This window comes from Labilibaculum sp. K2S (assembly GCF_030372765.1).
Taxonomy (GTDB): Bacteria; Bacteroidota; Bacteroidia; order Bacteroidales; family Marinifilaceae; genus Labilibaculum.
The window spans coordinates 151,996-177,776 of the sequence record NZ_JAUCMW010000006.1; the positions used below are offsets into that span (position 1 = coordinate 151,996).

Below are 25,781 nucleotides of genomic sequence, written 5' to 3' on the forward strand. Positions count from 1 at the left end.
GAGGAAAAATCCCTTATTTGCAAATCTTACGATTCCCAATTGCATTTTTCAATCTGAAAACAATCTAAATAATGAACATTAACAACTGATTATCAGCACTTACAATTTTTTAATCAATAGTAATTAAATGTAACTTTCAATTGGCAAAAAACAGACAAAATAAACTAAAAATAATTTTATGCAAAGCTTTGCACCCCTCTGCTTTTAGCCAAGTTCGAAACAAAATACCCAATCCTTCTTTCTTAGTTTCCATCTACTATTCCACCAAAAAAACAGAGACTATTGAAAATTTATTTTTCAACAGTCTCTAAATTAAAAATCTTACTCTGTATCCTACACCCCTGCTTTTAGCAGTAAACTCCCCTTTCAACTATTAGAATCCATAGGTTTTTCAGGTGTGGACTTTTTCCAAATGAATCGTCCAATTAACCTACCCACCCAATTACTAATCCTTTTCCGAAAAAGATTTTCAATGGAATAATTAGATTTAGCATTTCGGAAAAAATATTCCAATTTGTAACCAACCAACTCTTTTTCCAGATAAAGGCGATATCTTTCTTTTTCAATATCCTTAAGTGACCGAAAGTGCTTCATTTAATGTCTTTTTTCGTACAGAGTCCTGTAATTTCTGATAAAGTCTGGAACAATAAGCCCATAGCTTTGGCACTCGAATCGATAGAATTCAGCTTGGTTCATTATTTTTATTTTCCTTTTTGAAAAGGAATCGATGAAAGAATTTGATCAATGGCCGCTCAATCAAAGGTTTTTTAAGAAGATAAACCAATAACAACAAAAAAAGATAAAAGAAACCTATACCTAGATAACCAGCCGCTTCATTTTCCAGCATATCGCCCAGCCATATAGCAGCACTAAATCCAAAAAGGAACAAGGCAAGCATAAGCAATATGAAAAACACAGCGGCAAACGTAAGGGCTACGACGAATTGCATTAATTTTTCGAAACCAGCAAACTTATAGTATTCAACATTAGAATCGAAATACTCAATTAGTAATTCTTTCAATTGCACGAACTGCTCAGCGATTTTTTCCAACACCTTTTTGTTTTAAGAAACTAAATTTCAATAATTTGATCTATATCAACTAGATGTGAGAGAAAATCACACCACTTTTTCTTCCTTTTCTTTGCTCCTAAAATCTTCTAATTTCTTTTCCAGATCCACAATTAATTCGTCCATCTTATCCCGTATTTTCGTCATACTCTTTTCAAAAGTAACCTCTAATTCATCTGTTTTTTCTTTTGCTTTAGCTTTCATTTTTTTACGGGTTACCTCCCCTTTATCGGGAGCATATAAAACTCCTAAACCAATACCAATTGCACAGCCAGCTAGCAAGCCTGCAACAATTCCTCCTGTACTTGACATAGTATATATTTTTTAAATGAAACAATAAACATATTATAACAATATGAAATGTGATGTCTTGTATCAAGTTAAGCAATTTTACCACAGCAATCAATTTTTTCATTAGCCAGGAAGCCTTTCTTTCTCCAGTTAATCTTGTTTGTTCGCACAGTAATGAATTCTTCAGCACAAAAACTTTTACAAATGCAAAATGCCAATATCATAGTGATATTGGCATAGAGACAGTTTCTGTATTTTTTTATAAAATCTTTTGAACCTATTAATTAATTAATAAAAAGCCTGCAAAATATACTAAAATAGTTTTTCGCAATACTCTTTAGGCAATTGCTGACTATAGACTGAGATCGTGCAGGCCAAGAACAGCATGATCAGAAAAAATTTTGTTTTCATTTTAATCTGATTTTTGATTCGTATTATTTTTCACCGAATTTGCAAAACATCAAGATATAAATGAAAAACCTAGTCTCACATTTTTATCAATACAAACACAACAACCTGGTTTTTTGATATTTATTTTCGTCTAAAATCTATTCGCTGCACATTTTTGGCGATCTCTATTCTCTGATATATCGAATCAATAATTGTATCGTACAATTGATCCTTTAACACAAAATCCTCAATGCCATCATCGATATTTGGATTGTCATTTACCTCAACCACATAAACTTTACCATCTATCATTTTTAAATCTACGCCATACAGACCATCTCCTATTAACGCAGATGCTTTTAAAGCTGTTTGCACCACAATTTCAGGAACAGATTCAATATTAACTGTTTCAGAATTACCTGTTTTATCTTCCTCTTCGCCTTTCCAATTGTATATTTGCCAATGATCTTTACACATGTAATATTTGCAGGCAAACAGTGGCGTATTATCAATAATTCCAATTCGCCAATCGAAGTCGGAGTAAAGAAATTCCTGACAAACAACCATATCCGAAATTTTAAAAAGCTTATTTATTTCGGCACGGGCTTCAACTTTATCTTCAACCTTTATCACCCCTAATGAAAAAGCACTGTCGGGCTGTTTTAGCACCAAGGGATAATTCATGTTATTCAAAACTTTAGGATCAAATAAATTCTTGGTGAAAACCTCTGTTTCAGGCGTTAATAATTTATGCTTCTTAAATATTTCATTCTGATAAATCTTATTGGAACACCTTAAAATAGACCATGGATCATCAATAACAACCAAACCTTCGGCATAAGCTGTACGCGAAAATTCATAAGTATGATCATTTACACTTGTTGTTTCCCGAATGAACAAAGCATCGAATTCATTGATTTTATCAATGTCCTGTTTTGTTATAAATTCCAAATATAATCCCCTTCGATTGGCCGCACTTTTAAATTTCTGCAATGCTTTAGGGCAAGAAGGTGAATTCTCTTCCTTAGGATTTACAAGTACAGCTATATCGTACTTGTAATTAACCAGTTTCGTGCTGTGAAATCTTTTTTTATTGAAATACTTTTTGGCAAATTCATACACCGAATTTAAATCCTGCTCTGCCACCTTATTCAGGGTTAAAACCTGAACTTTTTTAATAATCCATTTTTCATCATGCTTAATAAAATCAACTTTGAACAAAGGTGCTTCGAACAATTGATGAAGCTTAGCCGCCAGCGAACTATAACCTTTGGTATTTGTTTGTCCAAAATAAATATGTAAAGAAAAAGTATTTCCCTTCTCCTTATGCAATGATTTATTGGTGTATTCCTCAATATCATAAGCAATGGAATGAATCACGTTTACGATACGAAAATCACGAATCGTAATTGTACTTGGTATAATACGCTGCCCACGGGCCGAAGCAAGTAAAGAAACATAATAACCATAACTTTGATACTTATAGCTGCTGCACAAGTTAAAGATTCTAAAATCTGTATTGGTCTGATATACTGGATTATTAATATATTCTTTAACGGTAATAATCTTCGCATTTATATCCGGGAATGTCCATTTATAAGGTTGATTAATTACAATAATATTGGTTGTTTTATGAGAACATGAAGCAATATTAGTTTTAAACTCCATTTTCACAGCATCCTCTCCTTCGCCATAATAGTCAGGTATTCTTTCGAAAGAATTAAATCCCCTTTGCTTATACCAGTCTATTAGCTTTGTATTTTTTACACTTACTTCAATCAATATTTTTTCGTAATTCTGACGATTGGCAAATTCAAATACATGTTTAAGTAAATAATCACCATATCCCAGATTCTGGTATTCAGGCAATATTGCTATAGAGTATATGCGTAATGATTTACTGTATTTAAACAAAACCAAAGCACCAATCGGGACTCTGTTTTTATCCTTTGTTTCAACGATTAATATCTCCTGAAACTCACTTTGAATACCATGTTTGATACTCTGTTTTGTACTTTGTTGAAAAGCTGGAAAAGACTCCTCTTCTAATTTTACTAAAAAATTAAAATCATTGATGTCGGACTTTCTTATCTTAACATTCATAACACTTCTTACAGTCGTTTATAACACTGATTAATAATGAACTAAGCTTACTTGTTGATTTAAATACAAATAACATTTACTACTACAAATTAAATAATAAAAGTGATTGAAGATTTCCGATTTTACAAATATTTTCACCAATATAATCCGTTAAAAAAACATTACTTAATCAGCACTTATTTCCATCATAAAAAAAGAGGTTTATAGTGTTGACTATAAACCTCTTTAGTTGTACCAAACAGTTGCATTTCCCATTGTTTAAATATGGCTAACCCTATCGTTAAATAGATTTTTAGGCATGCTGCCCGGCCAAACTGCAAAATATGTTCTTTCTACTCCCGCAATTTTCTTCTTAAACAGATAATTTTAGTGACTGCATTGATGATCTTCTCCTTCGCCATGAGTATGCTGACAACTCGAGCCACTATCGCTTACCGAGCCTGCAACATACAGCTTAACCACTTCCTCAGCATCGCCCGAACAGCCACGAACCACTTCAATCCCTGAATTGTTAAGCACATTGATTGCTCCATTACCAATTCCTCCGGCGAGCATAATTGTTACACCTGCTTCAGCCAAAACCGATGCAATGTTCGATTTGCAGCCACACCCCTGTGGTGATTCCATCTTTTGCACATCAACAATTTCCTTGTTTTCTGAAATTGTAAACACATTGTAAAATTCACAATGACCAAAATGACCATCGATTTCTCTGTTGCTTGTTACTGGTACTGCTATCTTCATTTTATTTTTTATTAGTTGATTTAACGCAAAAGTATTCTATCCTTTTGTTTTATAAAATTAATAAACATTAGTTAGAACTCTGGGCTTTGATTCTCAGAATAATTCCAAATAAGGCATCTGTAAATTGCTTTAATACGTTTTAAAAATAGGAATTTTTTTATCCAGATTAATTTTCCGCTAATGAGAGGATAAAGTTAAACCCTACAGGAACTCATATTTTAATCGGTATTAGTTGTGTTTGTTGGCTGACCAAGCTTCCGCTTTTTTGGGCGAGAAATGCATAATGACCTGAAATATCTAATTCTAGATTTTGATTAAAATTGCTGGAAAATGTTTAGAACAGGATTGATAATTTATTATTTTTGGGATTGTGAAATAAGAAAGTTATTGTTTTAAGTTGGCAGTAAATACGAATACAAAATTGAATTCTAATACTTGATAATTTGATTTATGAAGAGACCATTAACTGTAATAATATTGTTTGTTCTTTTTTAATACTATAAAGGCATTAAGAAAGTAGAAATATTTCAAACTACTCAATAAATCGAAATAAGTCCCTGTAAAATACAACACACATAAGTAATACCTAATAATTCACTCTATTCAGATAAAATTTGGAGCTGTATTGCATCTAATTAAAATACATAGTTTAACCAGATAAATATCAATTATAAAAAAATGAGAAATAAAAGGCATTTTTTTTCAAACATTATAAGAATAAACATGTTAATCTTTTTCAGTTTAATATGCATTTCTGCATTTTCGGCACAAGTCGATTCAATAAATACGACACAAAACCACAGAGCATATACTATCCAATGGCTGTTAAACAGTAATGCGGATACCAATCAACTATCAAGTGAGAATATAAAATACTTTAGTATTGAAAAAGCCACTATTGCTCTAGATTCACTCTCAGCTAATATCTCTCGTTTAAAAACGTACCACAAAGATAAAAATTGGTTTCTTCGTACTTATTATACTGTTGCCGGAGCAGGAAAATACCTGTATAAAATCCCAGCAATATACATTCCTATTATATGGCTATTCTTCCTGATTTGCTCTTCCGTATTATTAGTCGTCTCAGTAATTCGATATTTATATCCTATGAAACTTCCCGATCCACGGGATCCTTTCCTCATTAGTTATGAGGTATCTAGGGCTCAGTCTAATGCCTATTCAGAAGATGATTTCGACATGTTTGAAGATGATCCCAACGAGGAGGATACAGATAATTAGTTAAATACGAATAATTATAAATACTAGTTAAATACGAATGGCTACAAAATTCACATATAGTTCACAATGCAGCAACGATAATAAACTCAGGAAAAAACTTACACAAAAAATTACTGAGTGGGCTGCTTCTATCCCCAATCATCCTTATACTGATTTTGGCAACAAAATAGAAATTACAGATATTCAATACCTTCCCGCATATCCAATTACTTTGCATACACAATTCGAACGAAGAAGTAAGCATGAAGGACACAAACCTTATAAAGGTGAAAAAATTAAAGAGCGTACTTACAAAGCATTGTCAGACTTCGACGTTTGGGAGTTTGAATGTCCGGAATTAAGTTCCTTTACAAACTCAGAAAAAAACTACATTCTGGAATGCTCCAAGCATATCAAAAATTGTTTTATTTGTAATGCTCAGGGCTGGATCAATTGTGTTCAATGCCATGGAAACAAACACATTGATTGTTCTAAATGTAAGGGTTCGGGAAAAGAAACCTGCTCCAAATGCAAGGGGAATGGAACAGAACAGTGTGCCAATTGTAAAGGTTTGGGATATAAATCGAAGCCTGAGACTCAAATCAAAAAAATATTTTACGAGGAAAAAAATGGTCCGTACTATCCGAAATATAACCGTAATGGCTATTTTCGAGAAGAGCATTATTCTGTATATGTAAAAGAACCATGTAATCAATGTTCAGGAAATGGGAAACAGACCTGCTCAAAATGTGGAGGACAGGGTAAACTAACTTGCTCTACTTGCAAAGGTACAGGTAGTGTTACTTGTCCTACCTGCAAAGGCAGCGGTCGCAATCAATGTCCTGAATGTAAAGGGCACAAACATCTATTGCACTATTATTACATCACTCAGAATCTAAATTTTAACACTCAGGAAGAGTATCATTTTCATCCAGAAATTCAGGAAAAATTTCCTGAATTTATGCAAAAAGCTGAGGTAATAAACAGAACTACTCTTCAGTCAAGAGGAATAGATGATGAAACAATAAATATTTTTCCTAAAGAAGGCCACATCAATCAATTGACAAATAGTTTACTTGAAAATGCATATAAAGAAAAGAAAGAAGATGAAATTATAAGGTTTCAGCACCTGGACATTGAATTAATCGATACCTGGATGATGTCATACAAATTCGAAGATAATAACTATGATATCTTATTTTATGGAGATGATCTTGAGGTGATCCAAGGGAATAGTCCTATGTCCAATCTGGCAAAAGAATATTGGACAAAAGGATATGATCATGCAAAATTTTACTTAATAACGCAAGCAAGGAATTTTTTCAAAAAAGCAGAATCAATAAATTCCTTTGAAATTCAGGAACATATTCTAAGTTCTTTAGAAACTATTGAAAACAGAATACGTATTTCATTCCAACTGGGCATATATGTATCATTGCTGTTTTTTGCCACAATTGGGAGCATTTACAGTTTTCAATATTATAAATATATTAATTACGTATTTAATTACGTTGATTTTATCAATAATCCGGAATCCTGGCTTTATACATATCATACATGGACTCAAACAATTGTCCATTTGGCATTAAGTGTTCTTTCAGCCTATTACGTAAAAAAAATTGCAACACAACATATCGTTAAAATACCAGGTTTTTTTACTCGTGTTCTGACTGGTCTACTTCTGAATAGTATTGTTACTATTTGCAGTTTTCTTATTTGGGGATTTCTCAATGCCTTGGGCATTTCATTAATTATGACATTTCTATTTGTAATACTTGTTTATATCTTTAAAGTGGTTTACTGGATATTGTATTATATTGTCAAAATCATTATATTTTTAGTAAAGGTTATTGGAGGTATCATACTAATGATTTGGAATATGTTTAATTAATACTGAATTCAAAAAAACTCTTTAAACATTATTAGCAGGAAAAGAGCAATATTTTCTATACTAAATAATAATCTGACAGGCAAATTTCAGAAAAGAGGACAATTCAAATATCGTGTTTGCCAAGTGCAAACAGATGTTCTTACTATCAATTTTAGATTAACTTTTTATCAATTCCGTTTCGAGGTGTTATTGTTCCGTCGCGAGAAAAAGCAACTCTTTTCTTATCATTCCATTTCGTGACGGATTCCCAGGTACAAAACAACCCGAAGTTGTTGCTCCGGGCTGAAATATTATTGTCCTTTGACAAATTCTTTGTGGTTAATCTTCTATTTTAGATTTTCCTTTAAAAAATCGGTCATCATACCAAACAAGTGCAAACGGGTATTTCCGCCATAAATGCCATGATTTCGGTTGGTATACAAATGCATCTGAAATTTTTTGTTGTGTTGAACCAACTCTTCGGCCAGCTCCAGAGTATTCTGCATGTGCACATTGTCGTCAGCTGTTCCATGTACCAGCAAGAATTTCCCTTTTAATTGATCTGCAAAGTAAATAGGAGCATATTCATCGTATCCTTTCGGATTTTCCTGCGGTGTACGTAAGTATCTTTCTGAATAAATACTGTCATAATAGCGATAGGTAGTTACCGGCGCAACAGCAATTCCTGCTGCAAACACATCAGCCCCACGAAACATGCACAAAGAGGACATTTGTCCGCCAAAACTCCAGCCATATACGCCAATTTTATCAGCAGCAATAAAAGGCTGTTTTGCCATGTACTTTCCTGTTTCGATTAAATCGATGGCTTCCAGATTCTGAATTTGCATATAGGTGCATTTCTTGAATTTTTCTCCTCTGCCACCTGTTCCCCGGTTATCAACACAAACCACTACAAATCCTTCTTGTGCCAAATAATCTGACCAATCGAAAGTGTAGCGATCCAATACTTCCTGAGAGCCCGGACCGCCATAAAAGGTTAGTAAAGCAGGATATTCCCTGGTGCTGTCGAAACCAACCGGCTTCATCATCCAGGCATTCAAGTCAACACCTTCGGAGGTTGTAAAGCTGAAAAACTCACGTTTTGGCAACTGATACTCCTGCATTTTTTTCTTAAGGTCCTGGTTCTCTTCCAATGTACGGATCAGCTTTCCTTTTGCATTGTGCAAAGTCACCAAAACAGGTTGTTCGTTACTCGAAAAATAGTTGATATAGTATTTGAATCCTTTGCTAAAATTTGCGGTATTAGTTCCTTTATCTGCACTAAGTTGCGTGGTTTTCTTTCCTTTGATATCTACAGCATAAATTTCGCGTTGCAAAGGAGAAACAGCTGCTGCTTGATAGTAAAACAATTTACTGGACTCATTGTAGCCTAAAAATCGAGTTACCTCCCAATCGCCATCGGTTATTTGCTTCACAGGATTTCCCTGCAAATCGTACAAGTAAATGTGATTGAACCCAGACTTTTCACTGGTAAAAATAAAATGTTTCCCATCCTTCAAAAAGCTCAAATCATCGTTAATATCAATCCAGGCTTCGTTCTTCTCTTCGTACAATAATTTGGATTTTCCACTTTCTGCATCAGCCAACAAAAGCTCATAATGATTCTGATGGCGGTTCATTCTAACAATACTCAACACTTTGGGATTTTGAGTCCACAAAATTCGTGGGATGTATTGATCGGTTTCCTTGCCGACATCCATTGTTTGTGTGGTTTCCGATTGCAAATCATATACATTCACACTTACATCTGAATTGTCTTCTCCTGCTTTTGGGTATTTAAACGTGTAATTTTCAGGATACAAGGCATTCTCTGTTTTCTCAGGATTCGTTCCCTTAAAAACGGTCATGTTGAATTGTTTCACCTTACTCTCATCGAAACGCATAAAGGCAATTCGCTTGCCATCGGGCGACCATTGGTAAGCCTGACTAAAAGAAAACTCTTCCTCATAAACCCAATCGGGCGCTCCGTTAATAATGTGATTGTACTTGCCATCGAATGTAATCTGAAGCTCATGTTTTTTCTGAAGATCTTTTATGAAGAGATTATTGTCTCGAAAAAAACAAATCTGATCGCCGGAAGGTGAAAAATCAGCCAATTGCTGTCTGCCTGTCGACAAAGCTTCTAAAGTCTTTTTATCGCGGTCGTACACATAAAACTCGGCAGAATAAGAATGTCGGTAAATATTCTGTCGATTGCTGGCAATTAAAATTTTTCGCTCATCAGACGAAAACTGATAGCTATCAATTCTTTCAATTTTATCGGTTCCTGTCTCGGTCAGATCAAAAATTATTTCTTCGGATTCACCCGTTGCATAAGAAAACTTTTCAATTCGAATTCCATGTTTTAAAACGGTATACGATTCTCCACTATTCATGGAACGTAATCCGTAAACAGAACGGGCGCGAAAGGTGCCATTGTTTGTGATGTCTTCGAGCGTAAAGCTCTTTTGCGCCTGCACCAAAGTCAGGCTTAACAGGGCAAATAGAATTAGTGTTAATTTTTTCATGTTTTTTTTGAGTATTTGTTGAGTTTTGAGTCAAATACCGAAATCTACTGATGTGGCATTAAAATAATAAACATCACATCGATTGATATCGAGCAGGATATCATCAACCAACTATGAATTTAGGCAGTAAGGCTAAGATAGAAAACCTCGGATTGAATAAAAAAAGAAAAGGCTGGATTAACAAATCCAACATTCGTAGAGCCCCTTGTAGGAATGCTTATTTAGTATGGGAACAATTCTATTCATAAATTTTTGTAGATGCAGTAAATCTATAATTTTTTTTTGAACTCCTATTTCTGATGATCAACTACAGGCCTGATTTAAAATCGTTCTACGTAATACAGATGAATAAAACCGAACAGATAAAGTACCAAATTAATAGTTGCCTTACTACCACGACCATCATCTAACTACTACCACGACTACTAATGGTATCGTACCACGACCACCATCTGACTACTACCACGACTACTGATGGTACCACACCACGACCATTGATAGTACCGTACCACGACATGTGAGGCAGTGTGGCACAACAATTTTTAGTTTATCAATTCACTTTCAAAAAAAAAGCTTCCCCTTTCGGGGAAGCCTGTCAACTATTTAATTACAATAAAGGAATCTATTTAAACTCTTTTTTTAATTGCTGAACCCAAGCTTCAATTCTTTCTGGTGATAAAGCGGCTTGATTCTCGATATCAAGAGCCAAACCTAAGAATTTGCCATCGCGTAAGGCAACAGACTTTTCAAATTTATAGCCTTCCGGAGAAGTCAATCCAATTACTTTTGCTCCTCGTTCTTCCAGTGCAATTGCCAAAAGACCAATCGCATCAACAAAGTTTTCAGGATATCCGACCTGATCGCCTAAACCAAACAAAGCAACTGTTTTGCCTTTTAGCTTTAGATCCTCAATAGCAGGCATAAACTCGTCCCAGTAGTTTGGTAATTCACCATCGAACCATGTTGGAACACCTAATATTAAATTATCATAAGCCAAAAAAATTTCTTCGTCAACTTCCTCAACATTTACACTTTCCACTTCTGCTGAAGATCCAAAAGCTTTTTTTATTTTTTCAGCATTCTTAGCTGTTTTGTTCGTATTAAAACTATAGAATAAACCTATTTTTTTCATCTTTTTAAGTATCTAGTACAGAGTAGATAGTAACCAGACTATTTACACCTCCGTAAATTATTATTCTTAATTATTTTTAAGAATGCGAACAGATAACTCATTCACACTTTAGCTAATTTACTCAATTATTCTCCTTTAGAACTCTATCAGCTCTTTAGCTGCCTCATAAATTTTATCATTGTTCGGAAGTACTGCTTTTTCCAATATCCGATTGAAACCAACCGGTGTAAATTCAGATCCAACACGTTTTACCGGAGCATCCAATTGCTTGAAAGCTTGTTCGGTTATTGTTGCCGAAATTTCAGCTCCAAATCCTGAAAATACTTTGTCTTCATGAACAACCATCACTTTATTGGTTTTTGCTACCGATTTTAGAATTGTTTCTGTATCCATCGGAACCAGTGAGCGAAGATCAATTACTTCAATTTGTTTCCCCGTATCTTCGGCCAATTTATCAGCAACTTCAACACACATGTGAGTTGTGTTTCCGTAAGTTACAATAGTCAAATCGACACCTTCTCTTCTAACCCGAGCTTTTCCAAACGGAACTTCAAAGTCTTCTGGTACTGCCGCCGATGCTTTCGGATCGTTATACAAAGCTTTCGGCTCCATAAATACCGTCATTCCCTTCGAACGGATGCTGGTACGCAACAATCCAGCTGCATCATCGGCATACGAAGGGTAAACAATTCGAACACCTGGGAAAGTTGCCAAAGCTCCTTCAATATTTTGCGAGTGATACAATCCGCCGCCAATATATCCACCAGATGCTAAACGCACTGTAATATTCGGAGAATACTGTCCTTTTGTTCTCCAATATTCGTGAGTTGTTTCTACAAACTGCTCCATTGCAGGCCAAAAATAATCAGCAAATTCAGCTCCTTCAACAACAATTCTGATTTTATCGTTGAAACGGCTCATTCCATTTGCTGTTCCCATGATGTAATCTTCGGCAATTGGAGCATTAAACACTCTATCTTTTCCAAATTCCTGCTGCATCCCTTTGGAAACATTGAAAATCCCACCCTTATCTTTGTTGGCAATATCCTGTCCCCAAAGAAAAGTATCCGGATTTAAACGGAATTCTGCCTTTAGTGTCTCATTCAATCCTTCAATCAACTTTTTGTTGTTTCCGGTGAAATTGTGCAATCCTTCGGGATATTTCTCAGAAACATAAGGTTCCGGAATCACAAAATCGTGAATGGATTCCGGATCAGGATCCGGTGCACTCAAACCAGCTTTGTGAGCTTTTTTAACTTCCAATTTCACATCAGCTTCAATAGCCGACAATTCCTCTTCTGTAAAACGCTTGTAACGAACCAACAATCTACGGTATTTAGCCAATGGATCGTATTCGGTAACATAGTTTAATTCCGCGTTATCGCGATACAATTCATGCTTATCGGAATTGGAATGCGAGCCCATACGAACACAGTTGGCCTGAACAATTACCGGAGTTGAAGTCTCCAAAGCAATTTGTTTTGCTTCTGTCATCGCATTCATCGAATCGAAAACATCTTTTCCGTTACAATGAATAATTTTCAGATATTTCATCCCTCTGAAATTATCTGCAACTTTTCTGTTCGCTGTCTGATCTTTTTTAGGAACCGAAATTCCATATCCGTTATCCTGAAATACGAATACAACAGGCAATTGCTCATTGGTTGCTCCGTTAATAGCCTCGTAAACATATCCTTCCGATACCGACGATTCTCCCTGAGAACTAATTACAACTCCTTTGTGCTTGTATTTTTTTACTGCGCGACCTAAACCTACTGCATGCAAAGTATGATTTCCTGTACAGGAAGATACATTGTGAACATTCCATTCCGGTTTTGCAAAGTGATTCGACATGTGACGACCGCCACCTGCTACATCTGTATCTTTTGATATCCCGTTAAAAATGATCTCTTCAGCAGTTAAACCCGCCGAAATAGAGGTCAGCATATCTCTGTAATAAGGGAATAAGTGATCTGTTTTACGATCGAATACCTGCCCAATTGCCAATTGAATTCCATCATGACCGGCATAAGGAGCATGGTAAGACCAGCCAATTGCCTGCTTTAGGTAATTGGGTGCTTTTTCATCCAATGCTCTGCCCAAAGTCATCAAATGAAACCAACGACCAAGCAATTCCTTTGAGGTTTTTTTAATGCTAAACTTTTTACTTTCAGTCATCTTATCAGTTTTGTTCGTAGTACTTTCTACGGATGTTATTTCCAATGTTTCCATGATTTAAAATGCTCTGTTACTATCAATATCTTCCAGGTAATCTGCAATTCTTCTCAAGAACGCTCCTCCTAAGGCTCCATCTACAACACGGTGGTCGTACGAAAGAGAAAGGAACATTTTCTGGCGAACAACAATTGCATCTCCGGCCGGAGTTTCGATTACTGCAGGTTTCTTTTCAATGGTTCCAACAGCTAAAATTGCAACCTGTGGCTGATTGATAATTGGTGTACCCATTACATTCTTGAAAGATCCAAAATTTGATATTGTAAAAGTACCTCCATCAATATCATCAGGACTTAATTTATTGTTTCGTGCTGCATTTGCCAAACGATTCATGTCATTTGCCAAACCAATTAGGTTTTTCTGATCTGAATTCTTTATTACCGGAACAATTAGGTTTCCACTTGGCAGAGCTACCGCAACACCTACATTAATATTCTTTCTCAAAATAACATTGTATCCGTCAACAGAAGCATTCACTCCCGGAAATTCACGCAAAGCTTTAGAAACAGCTTCTATAATAATTGGCATGTAAGTAATCTTAGTTCCTTCTTTTTTAAAGAATTCATCTTTTACTTTATTTCTCCAATTAACCATATCGGTAACATCGGCTTCCACCATTGCAGTAACGTGCGGAGATGTTTGTTTCGACATCACCATATGATCGGCAATGATTCTTCTCATACGATCCATTTCCACAATCTGATCCTGTGCTCCAATTGACATGGATACTTTTGGTTTTTCAGTTGGCGGAGCCGGACTTGGAACAGGTGCAGAAACAGTTTTAACTTCAGGAGCAGAAACAGCTGTTCCATTGCGACTAGACAAATAATCCAACACATCTTGTTTTTGAACTCTGCCTTCGGTACCATGTCCAGTAATTGTTTCCAGCTCTTGAACAGTAATATTTTCACTTTTCGCAATGCTTTTCACAAGCGGAGAATAAAATCGGCCTGAATCAGATTGAATATCAGAGGTACTTACACTTTCAACACCTTCTTGAGGTATTGTTTCGGATACAGAAGTGCCAACGCTTGCTTCAACCGGCTCTTCCACATCATCTGCATCACCCAAGGCAATGATCGCAACAACCTCGCCAACAGGAACAACATCATTTTCTTTAAAGCGGATTTCAATTACTTTTCCGTCTACCGGACAAGGTATTTCAGAATCCACTTTATCGGTTGCAATTTCAAAGAGCATATCATCCTCTTCCACCTGATCATTCAACTTCACGAACATTTTCGTGATAGTAGCTTCTTGTACGCTCTCGCCCAACTTAGGCATTATGATTTCAAAGCTAGACATATAACTTATAGTTTAATATTTATAATCATATTTAAATGTTTCGATACAAATATAAAAATTTATTCTTATTTAGATTTATTAAAGCTTAGAATAATTGCAATCTCTACATTACAATTTTTTATTATCGTATAGATTTCCTTGATATGGATAAAATTATTTTATAAAAGTTACCACATTATTATAATTCAGGTTAATTTTGAGACTGAAAAATAACATAAAATGAAAGAATTCACATTTAGCCTAGAAATTACTTCCTCGCAGGAAGAAGTATATAATGCCCTAACCAATTCTTTTCAAATTGAACTTTGGACTGGATATCCTGCGGTAATGGATGAAAACCCCGGCACTATTTTCTCTCTTTGGGAAGGTGATATTACAGGTGTTAATCTGGAAATTGTAAAAGATTATAAGATTGTTCAGGAGTGGTTCTTTGGAGAAACTGAAAATCCATCTATCGTGACCTTGCTGATTAAAAAAGCTGGTTCAAGATCTCGAATTGAACTGACTCATACCAACATACCCGATGAAGCTTACGATGAGATTGTTGAAGGTTGGAAAGATTACTATTTAGGGTCGGTTAAAAACTTTTTAGAATTTTATTAGTAGATTTTGGCCACAAGCCTTAGCTTATGACAAAAAGAAAACGCAAGCACTTTAAAGTACTTGCGCTTTTTCTATGTTTAAAGAAATTATTCTACGATAATCACTTCATCGAAAATTTCAATTTTATCACCGGGACGAATTTTTGCTCTTTTACGAGTTTCCACTTCTCCGTTTCGGAATACAATTCCATCTTCAACAAAAATCTTAGCCTGAGCTCCACTTTCACTAATACGAGTTACTTTAATCAACTTAATCAACTCAATATATTCAGTTTCAATCTTAAATTTTATCATACCTATCTAGTAATTTGAATCGCAAAAGTAATCTTTTTCGCCTCTTAATGAAAGAACAAATAAGCAATTGCTATTGCAGCAACAATACCGGCAAAATCAGCAATTAATCCACAAGTAACAGCATACCTTGTATTCTTAATTCCCACAGCTCCAAAATACACAGCAATAATATAAAAAGTGGTATCTGTGGCTCCTTGCAGTGTTGATGCCAATCTGCCTACAAAACTATCTGCTCCGTGCGTTTGCATCGCATCCACCATCATTCCTCTGGCACCGCTACCACTCAATGGTTTCATTAATGCAGTAGGTAAGGCTTCTACAAAATCGGAATTTACACCAATAAAAAGACAAAATCTTCGCGCTCCTTCAATCACTAAATCCATGGTTCCGGATGCTCTAAATACTCCGATAGCAACCAAAATAGCAACCAAATAAGGAATGATTTTAATAGCAATTGAAAACCCCTCTTTTGCTCCATCTATAAAACTCTCATAAACATTCACCTTTTTTCGTGCTGCCAAAAGTATAAATGCAATAATAATGGAAAATAAGAATACATTACTGACAACAGTAGATATCTGAGTAATTTGATCCTTTTCCAAGCTTGAGAAATAAGTTATCAACCCAATAATAAAGACAGTTAATCCTCCTAAATAGGCCAAAACCACCTTGTTTAAAAGATTAATTTTCTGAACAAGGGCGACACTTATTAGACCTGCAATGGTCGAAAAATAGGTTGCTAACAAGATAGGAATAAATATATCAGAGGGATTTACAGCACCCAATTGTGCTCGATAAACCATAATGGATATAGGAATGATTGTTAGTCCGGAAGTATTCAGCACCAAAAACATAATTTGTGCATTGGATGCGGTATCCTCCGATGGATTAACAGACTGCATTTCCTTCATCGCCTTTAATCCTAATGGCGTGGCAGCATTATCCAAGCCGAGCATATTTGCCGCTAAATTCATCATTATAGAACCGTGTGCAGCATGTCCTTTGGGTATTTCAGGAAACAACTTGTTGAAAAACGGACCTATCAAACGTGAAAAAACTTTTACAATTCCTCCATTTTCCCCGATTTTCATTATTCCCAACCACAAGGTTAGAACACCTGTTAAACCAAGAGAAATATCAAAACCTGTTTTAGCCATATCAAATGTGGCATTCACCATATTAGGGAATACCTCCATATCGCCAAAAACAATCAATTTGATCAATCCAACAACAAATGCAACAACAAAAAAGAAAATCCAAAGGTAATTTAAGGCCATAAACTTATTTTTAATGTATTAAAATGTGGTTAAATACTACTTGCTGCTCTGGTTTTCCTGTATCAATTTCAATCTTTCTTTTGGATAAGACTCATTCGATTTTAGATTCTTAGCCTTTCTGTAATAGAAACGGGCAACAGAATAATTTCCCTTATCGTATGCTTCATCTGCCTGGTTAATAACTTTTTTATACTCAGCATCAAGCTTCTGATTTTTCTTCGAATTTATAAACTCTTCAATTTTATCCAATTGATTGTCGGCGTACTTTTCAGAAGCATCTAACTCCTTGGCTTTCTGATAATAGAATTTTGCTACGGAATAGTTCTTTTTAGTTAATTCTTCATCACCTCGTGCAATTAACTTTCGATATTCCTCTGTTAGTTCGGAATTCTTACCTTCTCTTATCAGCTTATCAATTTCCTTTAATTTCTTTATAGGGTAATCTCTATCGAATAATTCAAGAGCTCTTTCATACATCACCTTCGCTACCGTAAAATGCGATGCTTTAAATGAATCATCACCTTTTGCAATTGTTGATGCATATTCCCGTTCCTTCGCAATAGACAATTTCTTCTCAAAATTAGTTGGGTTATTTAAAACAGCCTCCTTATCAGCTAATTTTAAAGCTTCCACTAATTTCTCAATCTCTTCCAATTTCTGCTTAGGATACTCCTCTTCCGGCTTCATATTAAGTGCCGAATTGAAATGATGACGCGCAACACTAAATTGCTCTTCATTCAGATATTTATCTCCTAATTTAATTTCCTCGCCATATAAACGATCCAATTCTTTCAATTTTTCAGCTTCTCTTGCCTGTTGCTCCTGCAATACTTCAATTCTCTTTAGCTGATTTTTAGGATAAGATTCTGCCGGTTTCAAATCCAATGCTCCCTGATATTTTCCAATTGCTGATGTATACTCTTCCCGACTAAAAAACTGATCTGCTTCCTCAAGCAAAGCTTTGTACTGATATTGCAATGTTGATTTTTCCTCTTCCAACTTCTCCAGCTCTTTCAATATCAATTTAATTTCTTCTATCTTGTTTGGAGGATAAACATCTTCAGGTTTCAACTTTTGAGCCTTTTCATACTCTCCAATTGCAGATTGCCATCTTTTTCCTTCATAATATTTATCAGCAAGAGCGATACAATTACTATACTCCCGTTCGGCAACTCTCAACGCCTCAGCAATTCTGGCTTCTTCTTCAGACTTGGCTTTCATCTGTTTCACAATTTCGTCAATCTTCTGAATCTGAGTTTTCGGATAACTTTCCTTACTCCTGATTTCTAAAGCCGAAGTATAATTTTTTCTCGATGACTCATAAGTTTCTGAATAAAACTGAGAATCGGCTAAAGCAATAAATGAATTGTATTTTTCATCCAATCCTTTTTTCTCTATAGCCAACCTAGCCTCTTCCTCTGCCAAACGTTTCTGTTCAGACAAAATATTATCAATTTTTTTAATTTGAGCTTTCGGGTAAGATTCTTCCTTCTTCAACTCTAAAGCATCTACATAGCTTGTTCGAGACGATTGGTAATCACTGCTGGAAAACTGAGAGTCAGCCAATGCAATAATTGATGCATATTTATCATCTAAGGCTTTCTTTTGAGATGCCAATCGAGCTGCTTCACTAGCTTCTGCCTGTTGGTTAGCTAATAACTCATCAATTTTTTGAATTTGAGTTTTGGGGTACGCTTCACCAACTTTTAAACGTAAAGCTTCCGTATAATTGGTTTTGGCTGATTGATATTCTTCTGATAAAAATTGGGAGTCAGCCAACTTAATTATTGATGCATATTTTTCATCCAAGGCTTTTTTCTCTGCTAACAAGCGTTTTGTATTTTCCGCTTCTGCTTGCTGATTTGCCAATATTTCATCAATCTTTTGGATTTGAGATTTTGGATAAACTTCGTCAACCTTCAAACTTAAAGCATCGGAATAACTTGTTTTAGAAGTCTGATAATCGCCAGATGAAAATTGAGAATCTGCTAATTTGATAATAGATGCGTATTTTTCGTCCAATGCTTTCTTTTCAGCAAGTAAACGAGTGGATTTATCAGCTTCCGCTTGCTGAGCATCCATTATTTCATTGATCTTTTGAATTTGTGTTTTAGGATACGTCTCTGCCAACTTTAAATTTAAAGCATCCTTGTATGTGCTTTTTGCAGAATCATAATCTCCGGATGAAAACTGTGAATCGGCCAACGCAACAACAGATGCATATTTCTCATCCAAGGCTTTCTTTTGAGAAGCCAATCTTGCGGCTTCATCAGCTTCAGCTAATTGCTGTGCCAATATTCCATCAATCTTTTGAATTTGAGATTTTGGGTAAACCTCTCCGGCCTTTAAACTCAATGCATCAGAATAAGTGGATTTAGAAGTCTGATAGTCACCGGCTGAAAACTGCGAATCAGCCAAATTAATGATCGATGCATATTTTTCATCCAAAGCTTTCTGTTCAGCAAGCAAACGAGCGGCCTCATCAGCTTCAATCAGTTGCTTTGCTAATATCCCATCAATCTTCTGAATTTGAGATTTTGGATATGTTTCGTTTGCTTTTAAACTCAATGCATCTGAATAAGTAGACTTTGAGGTCTGATAGTCACCAGAAGAAAATTGAGAATCAGCCAAATTAATGATCGATGCATATTTTTCATCCAAAGCTTTCTGTTCAGCAAGCAAGCGAGCGGCCTCATCAGCTTCTGCTTGCTGATTCGCCAAGATCCCATCAATTTTTTGGATTTGAGATTTTGGATATGTTTCGTTTACTTTCAAACTCAATGCATCTGAATAAGTAGACTTTGAAGTCTGATAGTCACCAGAAGAAAATTGAGAATCAGCCAAATTAATGATCGATGCATATTTTTCATCCAAAGCTTTCTTTTCAGCAAGCACGCGAGCGGCCTCATCAGCTTCAGCCAGTTGCTTTGCCAATATCCCATCTATCTTTTGGATTTGAGATTTTGGATAAACCTCTCCAGCCTTCAAACTCAAAGCTTCAGAGTAATTTGTTTTGGAAGATTGATAATCGCCAGCTGAAAATTGAGAATCAGCCATTGCAATTATTAATGCATACTTCTCTTCCATGACCTTTTTATCGGCCTCTGACTGTGCTTGTTGCGCCAATAAATCACTAATTCTCTGAATCTGGTTTTTAGGATATGCTTCGCTTGGCTTCACTTCTAAAGCACTTGTATAGTTCGTTTTAGAAAGTTCATAATCTTTAGCCTCGAATTGGTTATCAGCTTGAGTAATCAATGCTAAATATTTTTCGTCCAAGGCTTTTCGCTCTGCTTCGAGACGGGCTTTTTCCTCCGCATTAGCCAACTCCTGAACCATCAATTCACTAATCTTTTGCAATTGTGTTTTTGGATAATCCTCATCAGGCATAATTGCCAAAGCCTCGTTATAACCTGCTTTCGACAAGTCATATTTCTGAGCATTAAAATTAATATCGCCTCTTTGAATCGCAGCCTTATAATCTCGTTCTTTTGCCAATCTTTGCGCCTCTAACTCTACCGCTCGTTTTCTGGCTTCCTCTTCGGCTTTCTTAATTGCATCTCTAATTTGCGCATCGTAATCCCGATCATAATCAAAGTCATCTAACTCCTTATCATACATGATCATTCCCATGGGTTGATCAAAAACAGAAAGATCAAGCCCCTCATAGGCAGGAAATAAGGAAACCATAAATTTAAAGGGTGGAAATTGATTGTCTCTGCTAAGAATATCTAATGGTACAAAAGTGGAAATACTAACTTTCTTGGTAACAAACCCCTCTTTCGAAAATTCAAAAATATATTCATTCCCAAAATCCAATCCGTATTCGAACTTGCCACTATTATCAACAATTCCCGATTCCATTTTTTCTGCATTTTTCAAAATGGTAATTCGAGTATTCTCAATACTTCCGTTTTCAATTTTTACTTTTCCGAAAATTGAATATTTCTCCTGAGCAACAGCGAAATCAGGAAGACAAAACAGAAAGAATAAGAAAATAGAAAAAACTAATAATATGTGAAATTTTGAAGAATTATTCATATCAAAAAAACGCTTTTACTTTACCATAAAAAAATAGACTTACCAGCCACTTCTTTTTGCAAATTAATAAAATCTAATGCAATAATGGTAAAGTTAAAATTTTGAAATGAAAACTCAGGATTATAAACAAAATAAAGCTGCCTGCAGGAGCAAACAGCTTTACCAAATACCTTCATAAACCTTTTAAATAAAAAGGGTTTCCTGATCAAATACGGAAATTACATTCTTTAAAATTTCCTTTTCCTCAGACAAACAAATACTTTCTTTTGTTTTCTCACCCCATTCATTATAATATTTCGCCATTTTCTTCAGAACACCTGCAGAACACAATCCAAAATTAGCATCTTCACAAATTTCCAACGCAACATTAAAATGCCTTTCCACCTCAGGCCGATTTCCTTTTGCAAACTGCACAGAACTAAGAAACGAATGATAATAAATTTGCAGGAAATAATTTTCTGAAGCTGTAATGTCGCTTTCACATGATTGTAAAAACTCAAATTGAGCAGTATCTATTTCCATCCCCAAACTATGCTGTGCTGATAATTTATAGCATTGCAGAATGCTGTAATTTAAATTAGATTTTTTTGACTTCGCACTTTTATACAAATGCTCAACATCATCAATCAGTTGAAGAACTTTATGGAAGGATTTCATATAAATTAATACCATACAAAGAATAAGCTCAAACTCACCATTTAGTGCTCCCTGGTCTTCACCTAACTGATTATAAGCCATCTCCCTATAATAAAACATTTTTAAAATTTCAATTTCATTAGATTCATTACTAATAAAATGATTGTAAATCAACCCACCTGCAAGCCTAATAGAAATATCAAATCCAGTACATGACTGATCAATTTCTTCATCATTCAACTCTTGATAATATCGCCCGGCACCATTTATATCCAAAGTGAAAACAGAACTCAACAACAAGACAGACAGCGATTTAATGCGTACGCTTTTCGACCGCCCTTTTCGTGCAAAAATTTCTAAAATAGCTTTATTCCCTCTGTTAAGATTATAGATTTCAGGAAAATTACCAAACAGATACTTTTCAGCTCTTTCCTGATTCACAAAATGCTCCATCAATTCCATTTTCTTCTCATCTAAAAAAATAGATGAATTAAGTATTGTATAAATCACATCGCGATCAGAAAGAGTTTCATCACTCAATTGGAAAAAGTTTTTTAACTCCAAATGATTTCCATTATAGAAGGCACTGGAATATAAAAAACCAATCAATCTATTTTTTATATCAAAACCTTCATACTCCTTTTCAACAGCCTTGATCAACTTAAAATCAACTCCGCCGTTTTTCTGTACAAGATCCATTCCAATCAATGTCTCCAATAATTGTTCGCTGGTGATTTTAACAAATTTACCATAGCTGTTGTGTTCGTTTATGGTTATAAATTCCGTTAACAAACCGTATGAAATTAATTCCTCGTAGGCATAAAAATAATTCCCTGCAGTTTTAAGATGAATTGGAAATGCATCTCGTAATTCCATTTTTTTTGCCGCCACACCATTTTTACCATGCCCGATTAATTTCAAAATACCATACAGAATATCCATTTTCTCTTCTGAAAACCGGGAATAGAATATTTTATTTCGTAGGAATTCATTTAATAGTTCCTGCTCTTCATAACAGGCATAATGCTTATCGGGATTATATAGTTTCACAAACAATTCCAAGAAGAAAGGATTGGAAATCAATTTCTTTTGCCGAAAAGATAATTCATTAACCGAAAAATTATTATTTATTGTACGATCAATAACATATTGTATTTCCTCATCGGATAGAGGATTTAAGTTCTGATGATCCTGGGAATCTACTTTCAAACCCAACTCGTACCAACTATTTTGAATAGAATTCCCTTTTATCACAAATGGCAAAGCAAATTTCTCCCAGGTGGAACAACGAGAAGTTATTATTAACTTAACCTTTTCTGAATCCTTATAATTTGATATAAACTGTTTTAATTGAAGAAAAAGTCTCTCCAATTTAATATTATCATAGGTGATTTCATCCAATGCATCAACAACAAAAATAATACGAGCTTCACAAGCCCAGGGATTTTCTAAAAAATATTTCAAAGTATCCTTCTCTTCAAAATCCATCTGATCCTGAATCCAACGATCCAATCTGAAATCTCTGTTTAAAAAACTCAACATAAATGATGCATTCAAATATAGAATAACATCATCAGACTGTTTTCTTATCCAGTTTTTCTCGAACCACTTCGCCAACATACTGGATTTGCCAAAACCTCCCGGAGCAATAAAACCAGTTGCCATTTTCGATGAATTCAAAAAACACCTAATTCTTTCTTCGGCATGAAACCGACTAACAACTGAATGAAATGGAATACCTGATTGCCCGGCAACTAATTTATACGTTTCCTTACTTAAAGCAAGGGATTTCTCATATAAATCATTCCAGTTTTTTTTCTGCTTATAGGGAGTTTCAGAAACATCATCCTGTAAAGAGGAAAATTCTTCCCAAGATTCATATCCAATGTAAATGGCTAACGTGTTTAAAGTAAATTTGGCTGGAGTTGTATTTGTTTTTAAAAACCCAAAAATTCGTCGAATAGTTGTGGTACTTATTCGATATTCTGTTTCATCATAAATTTCATCAGCTAAAATCCGACAAGCCTTTGTATACATGAGCTGTGAACCAAACTTTTTTAAAACTTCCGATTTTAGCCTCTCAATCATTGTCGTAGTAGTGTGTTGTCGTGATTTTGATCTAATTCCGAGTGAAAATAGGTAAGAAATATTACGGAGGCAATCACCAATTTATCTTCAGGGACAACAAATTTATATCTATGTTGTTTCAGCTTATAATGGCGTTTATGAAAAACGCAAATTCGATATAAAAAACATGTGAATTGAAATATGTACTAATTATTTTCCTATTGTTTTTCAACCTTCAAGAAAGGAGTATGCAAAATATTTTAAACTTTCGATAAATTCTTTCTTTTTTCTCTCAGACACCTCTACTTTGCTTCCATCCTGAAGAATAACATGGCCTCCTCGTCCCTTCACATACTGTTTTACAAAATTTAAGTTGATTAGATGTTTCTTATGAATCCTACAAAACAAGTGCTCTGGCAGCAATTTGATAAAACTAGACAAAGGTTTTGAAACAACGCATCCATCCGCCCCTTTTAAATAAAACCTGGTGTAGCACCCCTCTGCCTCACACCTTGTAAGCTCATTTACATTCACAAGCTTAAAACCAATCGAATCAGGCAGAATTATTCTACATTCCTCTTCTTTTTGCTCAACAACCAGTGCTTTCAGTCGATTGAAATCATAATGAGAAGGCTTCCTTCTAAAACGAACAATCGCCTCCTTCACCTGTTCTTTCAAAAATGGCTTATTTATACAATAAAGAGCAGAAAACTTAAAAGCTTGTATTCCAAATTCATCGTTTTCGGCCATAAAAACAATTTCAAAGCTATGTTCTCCTTTTAGAATGCCATCAAGAGAAGTTTCCAATATTAAACCGGAGTCAATAAATACAATATCAGGCTGATGGGTCTGAAGTAATTTATCAATACCGACTGTTGAAGTATCGGTACCCACCACAATAACATCATCACAATTTGCAGTTAATAAATCACTTACTATCTTTATATTGTTTTCATTGCAATCAAAAATAAGTGTGCGAATTTTATCTGTAAGGATCATGTTTGAAAAATTTTCCCGGTTTCTCATCAACGAGAAACCGGGAATTATTTAATTTAGAATAGCATTCTTATTTAGAAAATCTTAAATCCTATTTTAAATTTAGGATAAGAAAATGCATTCATGAATGTAGTACTTTGATCTGCACCTTGAACACCTGGCATTTTAACAATTTCGGTATGTTGATACATAAAATTAAAAACATTCACCTCAAGTCCAATAAATAAGGACTGAGTAAAATAGTAATCAACTCCACCTACCAAAGCACCACCGAAACCAATAGCCTCTGCAGTTGCAACACCACCTCCTTCAGAATTCACTCTGTAATCACCCATATCATCTTTCAACCATGAAATCTGAGTTTTCTCAAGACGCTCGTACATAAAATTAAAGCGACCTCCCAAATAAAAATCAGTATTTCTTAGTGTTTTCACATCCTGATCAAATTTAAAATGATAATCAGCACCAGCAGACAAGTAAAGCTTATGATTTGTTGTTTCAGGACTTCCCTGAATAGCCGGGATCTCTGATCCTTCGATTACATTCCCTTTTGAATCACTCATTGGCAACACTCCGCTATAAGCTTCTTCACCCGGAGTAGATTTGTAGCCATATGAACCAAACAAGTTTAAGGAGATCTTGTCACTCAAAAAATAATTTAACGAAACACCCGCCATATTAGTTATCGACGCTGGTTGCTTTACCGAGAAATTATCATCAGCACCTAATCTCGAAACATAATAATTGCTAAAATTATCATAGATAGAATAATTAGGTAATACAGCTGGATCTATGTCAGTAACGTCATTATCACCTAATACCAACGCAACCGTGAAATTGCCTTTTTTTGGCAATAATTCCATTTTACCTTGAGAATATACAGCAGTACACAATAAAAGTGATAAGGAAATCAAAGAAATAATTTTTCTACACATAACTCTTTGTTTTTGAATTTGATTTCATAAGAGCCTCCCCCCAAGAGA

The 25,781-nt window shown here is 35.0% G+C and carries 18 protein-coding genes; 3 read left to right on the top strand and 15 right to left on the bottom strand.

Annotated features, from left to right (window positions below; genetic code table 11):
• Positions 1 to 366: 366 nt before the first annotated feature.
• The 5 genes from QUH73_RS09850 to QUH73_RS09870 all read right to left on the bottom strand — a co-directional run bounded on the left by QUH73_RS09850 (position 367) and on the right by QUH73_RS09870 (position 4,597).
• Entirely contained in the window at positions 367 to 594 is a 228-nt protein-coding gene (locus tag QUH73_RS09850) for a hypothetical protein (protein ID WP_289530267.1), read from the bottom strand.
• A gap of 88 nt (positions 595 to 682) precedes the next feature.
• Entirely contained in the window at positions 683 to 1,051 is a 369-nt protein-coding gene (locus QUH73_RS09855; RefSeq protein WP_289530268.1) for a hypothetical protein, read from the bottom strand.
• 66 nt (positions 1,052 to 1,117) lie between these two features.
• A complete protein-coding gene (locus QUH73_RS09860) occupies positions 1,118 to 1,381 on the bottom strand; it encodes a YtxH domain-containing protein (protein WP_289530269.1) in 264 nt (87 codons plus the stop codon).
• A gap of 510 nt (positions 1,382 to 1,891) precedes the next feature.
• Positions 1,892 to 3,853, bottom strand: a complete 1,962-nt coding sequence (locus QUH73_RS09865) for a GNAT family N-acetyltransferase (protein ID WP_289530270.1) — start codon at positions 3,851 to 3,853, stop codon at positions 1,892 to 1,894.
• A 366-nt stretch (positions 3,854 to 4,219) separates the two neighbouring features.
• Entirely contained in the window at positions 4,220 to 4,597 is a 378-nt protein-coding gene (locus QUH73_RS09870) for a NifB/NifX family molybdenum-iron cluster-binding protein (protein WP_289530271.1), read from the bottom strand.
• A gap of 723 nt (positions 4,598 to 5,320) precedes the next feature.
• Here QUH73_RS09870 and QUH73_RS09875 point away from each other — a divergent pair.
• Together QUH73_RS09875 and QUH73_RS09880 are read left to right on the top strand one after the other, a co-directional pair.
• Positions 5,321 to 5,836, top strand: coding sequence for a hypothetical protein (locus tag QUH73_RS09875; protein WP_289530272.1), 516 nt, complete (start codon positions 5,321 to 5,323; stop codon positions 5,834 to 5,836).
• A 37-nt stretch (positions 5,837 to 5,873) separates the two neighbouring features.
• On the top strand, positions 5,874 to 7,706 hold the full coding sequence (locus QUH73_RS09880) for a hypothetical protein (RefSeq protein ID WP_289530273.1): 1,833 nt from the start codon (positions 5,874 to 5,876) through the stop codon (positions 7,704 to 7,706).
• A gap of 326 nt (positions 7,707 to 8,032) precedes the next feature.
• Here QUH73_RS09880 and QUH73_RS09885 read toward each other — a convergent pair whose 3' ends face one another.
• The 4 genes from QUH73_RS09885 to QUH73_RS09900 form a co-directional block, all read right to left on the bottom strand.
• Positions 8,033 to 10,213: a S9 family peptidase gene (locus tag QUH73_RS09885; RefSeq protein WP_289530274.1), complete on the bottom strand. Its 2,181-nt coding sequence runs from the start codon at positions 10,211 to 10,213 to the stop codon at positions 8,033 to 8,035.
• Positions 10,214 to 10,835: 622 nt separating this feature from the next.
• Positions 10,836 to 11,345, bottom strand: coding sequence for a flavodoxin (locus QUH73_RS09890; protein WP_289530275.1), 510 nt, complete (start codon positions 11,343 to 11,345; stop codon positions 10,836 to 10,838).
• 135 nt (positions 11,346 to 11,480) lie between these two features.
• Positions 11,481 to 13,523 (bottom strand): alpha-ketoacid dehydrogenase subunit alpha/beta, encoded by a 2,043-nt coding sequence (locus tag QUH73_RS09895; RefSeq protein ID WP_289530276.1) that lies wholly within the window; start codon positions 13,521 to 13,523, stop codon positions 11,481 to 11,483.
• Positions 13,524 to 13,580: 57 nt separating this feature from the next.
• Positions 13,581 to 14,885, bottom strand: a complete 1,305-nt coding sequence (locus QUH73_RS09900) for a dihydrolipoamide acetyltransferase family protein (protein WP_289530277.1) — start codon at positions 14,883 to 14,885, stop codon at positions 13,581 to 13,583.
• Positions 14,886 to 15,104: 219 nt separating this feature from the next.
• Here QUH73_RS09900 and QUH73_RS09905 point away from each other — a divergent pair, with 219 nt between their 5' ends.
• The gene (locus tag QUH73_RS09905; RefSeq protein WP_289530278.1) at positions 15,105 to 15,488 is read left to right on the top strand and encodes an SRPBCC domain-containing protein; all 384 of its coding nucleotides are present in this window, start codon (positions 15,105 to 15,107) and stop codon (positions 15,486 to 15,488) included.
• Between the two features lie 86 nt (positions 15,489 to 15,574).
• Here QUH73_RS09905 and QUH73_RS09910 read toward each other — a convergent pair whose 3' ends face one another.
• The 6 genes from QUH73_RS09910 to QUH73_RS09935 form a co-directional block, all read right to left on the bottom strand.
• Positions 15,575 to 15,781: an RNA-binding S4 domain-containing protein gene (locus tag QUH73_RS09910; protein WP_156196232.1), complete on the bottom strand. Its 207-nt coding sequence runs from the start codon at positions 15,779 to 15,781 to the stop codon at positions 15,575 to 15,577.
• A gap of 44 nt (positions 15,782 to 15,825) precedes the next feature.
• A complete protein-coding gene (locus QUH73_RS09915; protein ID WP_289530279.1) occupies positions 15,826 to 17,058 on the bottom strand; it encodes a nucleoside recognition domain-containing protein in 1,233 nt (410 codons plus the stop codon).
• 36 nt (positions 17,059 to 17,094) lie between these two features.
• Positions 17,095 to 21,099 (bottom strand): hypothetical protein, encoded by a 4,005-nt coding sequence (locus QUH73_RS09920; RefSeq protein WP_289530280.1) that lies wholly within the window; start codon positions 21,097 to 21,099, stop codon positions 17,095 to 17,097.
• A 183-nt stretch (positions 21,100 to 21,282) separates the two neighbouring features.
• The gene (locus tag QUH73_RS09925; RefSeq protein ID WP_289530281.1) at positions 21,283 to 23,823 is read right to left on the bottom strand and encodes a hypothetical protein; all 2,541 of its coding nucleotides are present in this window, start codon (positions 23,821 to 23,823) and stop codon (positions 21,283 to 21,285) included.
• Positions 23,824 to 24,030: 207 nt separating this feature from the next.
• Complete coding sequence (locus QUH73_RS09930; protein ID WP_289530282.1) at positions 24,031 to 24,801, bottom strand: LytR/AlgR family response regulator transcription factor; 771 nt, start codon at positions 24,799 to 24,801, stop codon at positions 24,031 to 24,033.
• Between the two features lie 71 nt (positions 24,802 to 24,872).
• Positions 24,873 to 25,733 (bottom strand): BT1926 family outer membrane beta-barrel protein, encoded by an 861-nt coding sequence (locus QUH73_RS09935; RefSeq protein ID WP_289530283.1) that lies wholly within the window; start codon positions 25,731 to 25,733, stop codon positions 24,873 to 24,875.
• Positions 25,734 to 25,781: the final 48 nt, after the last annotated feature.

Excerpts from the sequence above, each read along its gene's own strand:
- QUH73_RS09850 (WP_289530267.1), bottom strand. The coding sequence starts at position 594 with ATGAAGCACTTTCGGTCACTTAAGGATATTGAAAAAGAAAGATATCGC.
- QUH73_RS09860 (WP_289530269.1), bottom strand. The coding sequence starts at position 1,381 with ATGTCAAGTACAGGAGGAATTGTTGCAGGCTTGCTAGCTGGCTGTGCA.
- QUH73_RS09865 (WP_289530270.1), bottom strand. The coding sequence starts at position 3,853 with ATGAATGTTAAGATAAGAAAGTCCGACATCAATGATTTTAATTTTTTA.
- QUH73_RS09870 (WP_289530271.1), bottom strand. The coding sequence starts at position 4,597 with ATGAAGATAGCAGTACCAGTAACAAGCAACAGAGAAATCGATGGTCAT.
- QUH73_RS09875 (WP_289530272.1), top strand. The coding sequence starts at position 5,321 with ATGTTAATCTTTTTCAGTTTAATATGCATTTCTGCATTTTCGGCACAA.
- QUH73_RS09880 (WP_289530273.1), top strand. The coding sequence starts at position 5,874 with ATGGCTACAAAATTCACATATAGTTCACAATGCAGCAACGATAATAAA.
- QUH73_RS09885 (WP_289530274.1), bottom strand. The coding sequence starts at position 10,213 with ATGAAAAAATTAACACTAATTCTATTTGCCCTGTTAAGCCTGACTTTG.
- QUH73_RS09890 (WP_289530275.1), bottom strand. The coding sequence starts at position 11,345 with ATGAAAAAAATAGGTTTATTCTATAGTTTTAATACGAACAAAACAGCT.
- QUH73_RS09895 (WP_289530276.1), bottom strand. The coding sequence starts at position 13,523 with ATGACTGAAAGTAAAAAGTTTAGCATTAAAAAAACCTCAAAGGAATTG.
- QUH73_RS09900 (WP_289530277.1), bottom strand. The coding sequence starts at position 14,885 with ATGTCTAGCTTTGAAATCATAATGCCTAAGTTGGGCGAGAGCGTACAA.
- QUH73_RS09905 (WP_289530278.1), top strand. The coding sequence starts at position 15,105 with ATGAAAGAATTCACATTTAGCCTAGAAATTACTTCCTCGCAGGAAGAA.
- QUH73_RS09910 (WP_156196232.1), bottom strand. The coding sequence starts at position 15,781 with ATGATAAAATTTAAGATTGAAACTGAATATATTGAGTTGATTAAGTTG.
- QUH73_RS09915 (WP_289530279.1), bottom strand. The coding sequence starts at position 17,058 with ATGGCCTTAAATTACCTTTGGATTTTCTTTTTTGTTGTTGCATTTGTT.
- QUH73_RS09920 (WP_289530280.1), bottom strand. The coding sequence starts at position 21,099 with ATGAATAATTCTTCAAAATTTCACATATTATTAGTTTTTTCTATTTTC.
- QUH73_RS09925 (WP_289530281.1), bottom strand. The coding sequence starts at position 23,823 with ATGATTGAGAGGCTAAAATCGGAAGTTTTAAAAAAGTTTGGTTCACAG.
- QUH73_RS09930 (WP_289530282.1), bottom strand. The coding sequence starts at position 24,801 with ATGATCCTTACAGATAAAATTCGCACACTTATTTTTGATTGCAATGAA.
- QUH73_RS09935 (WP_289530283.1), bottom strand. The coding sequence starts at position 25,733 with ATGTGTAGAAAAATTATTTCTTTGATTTCCTTATCACTTTTATTGTGT.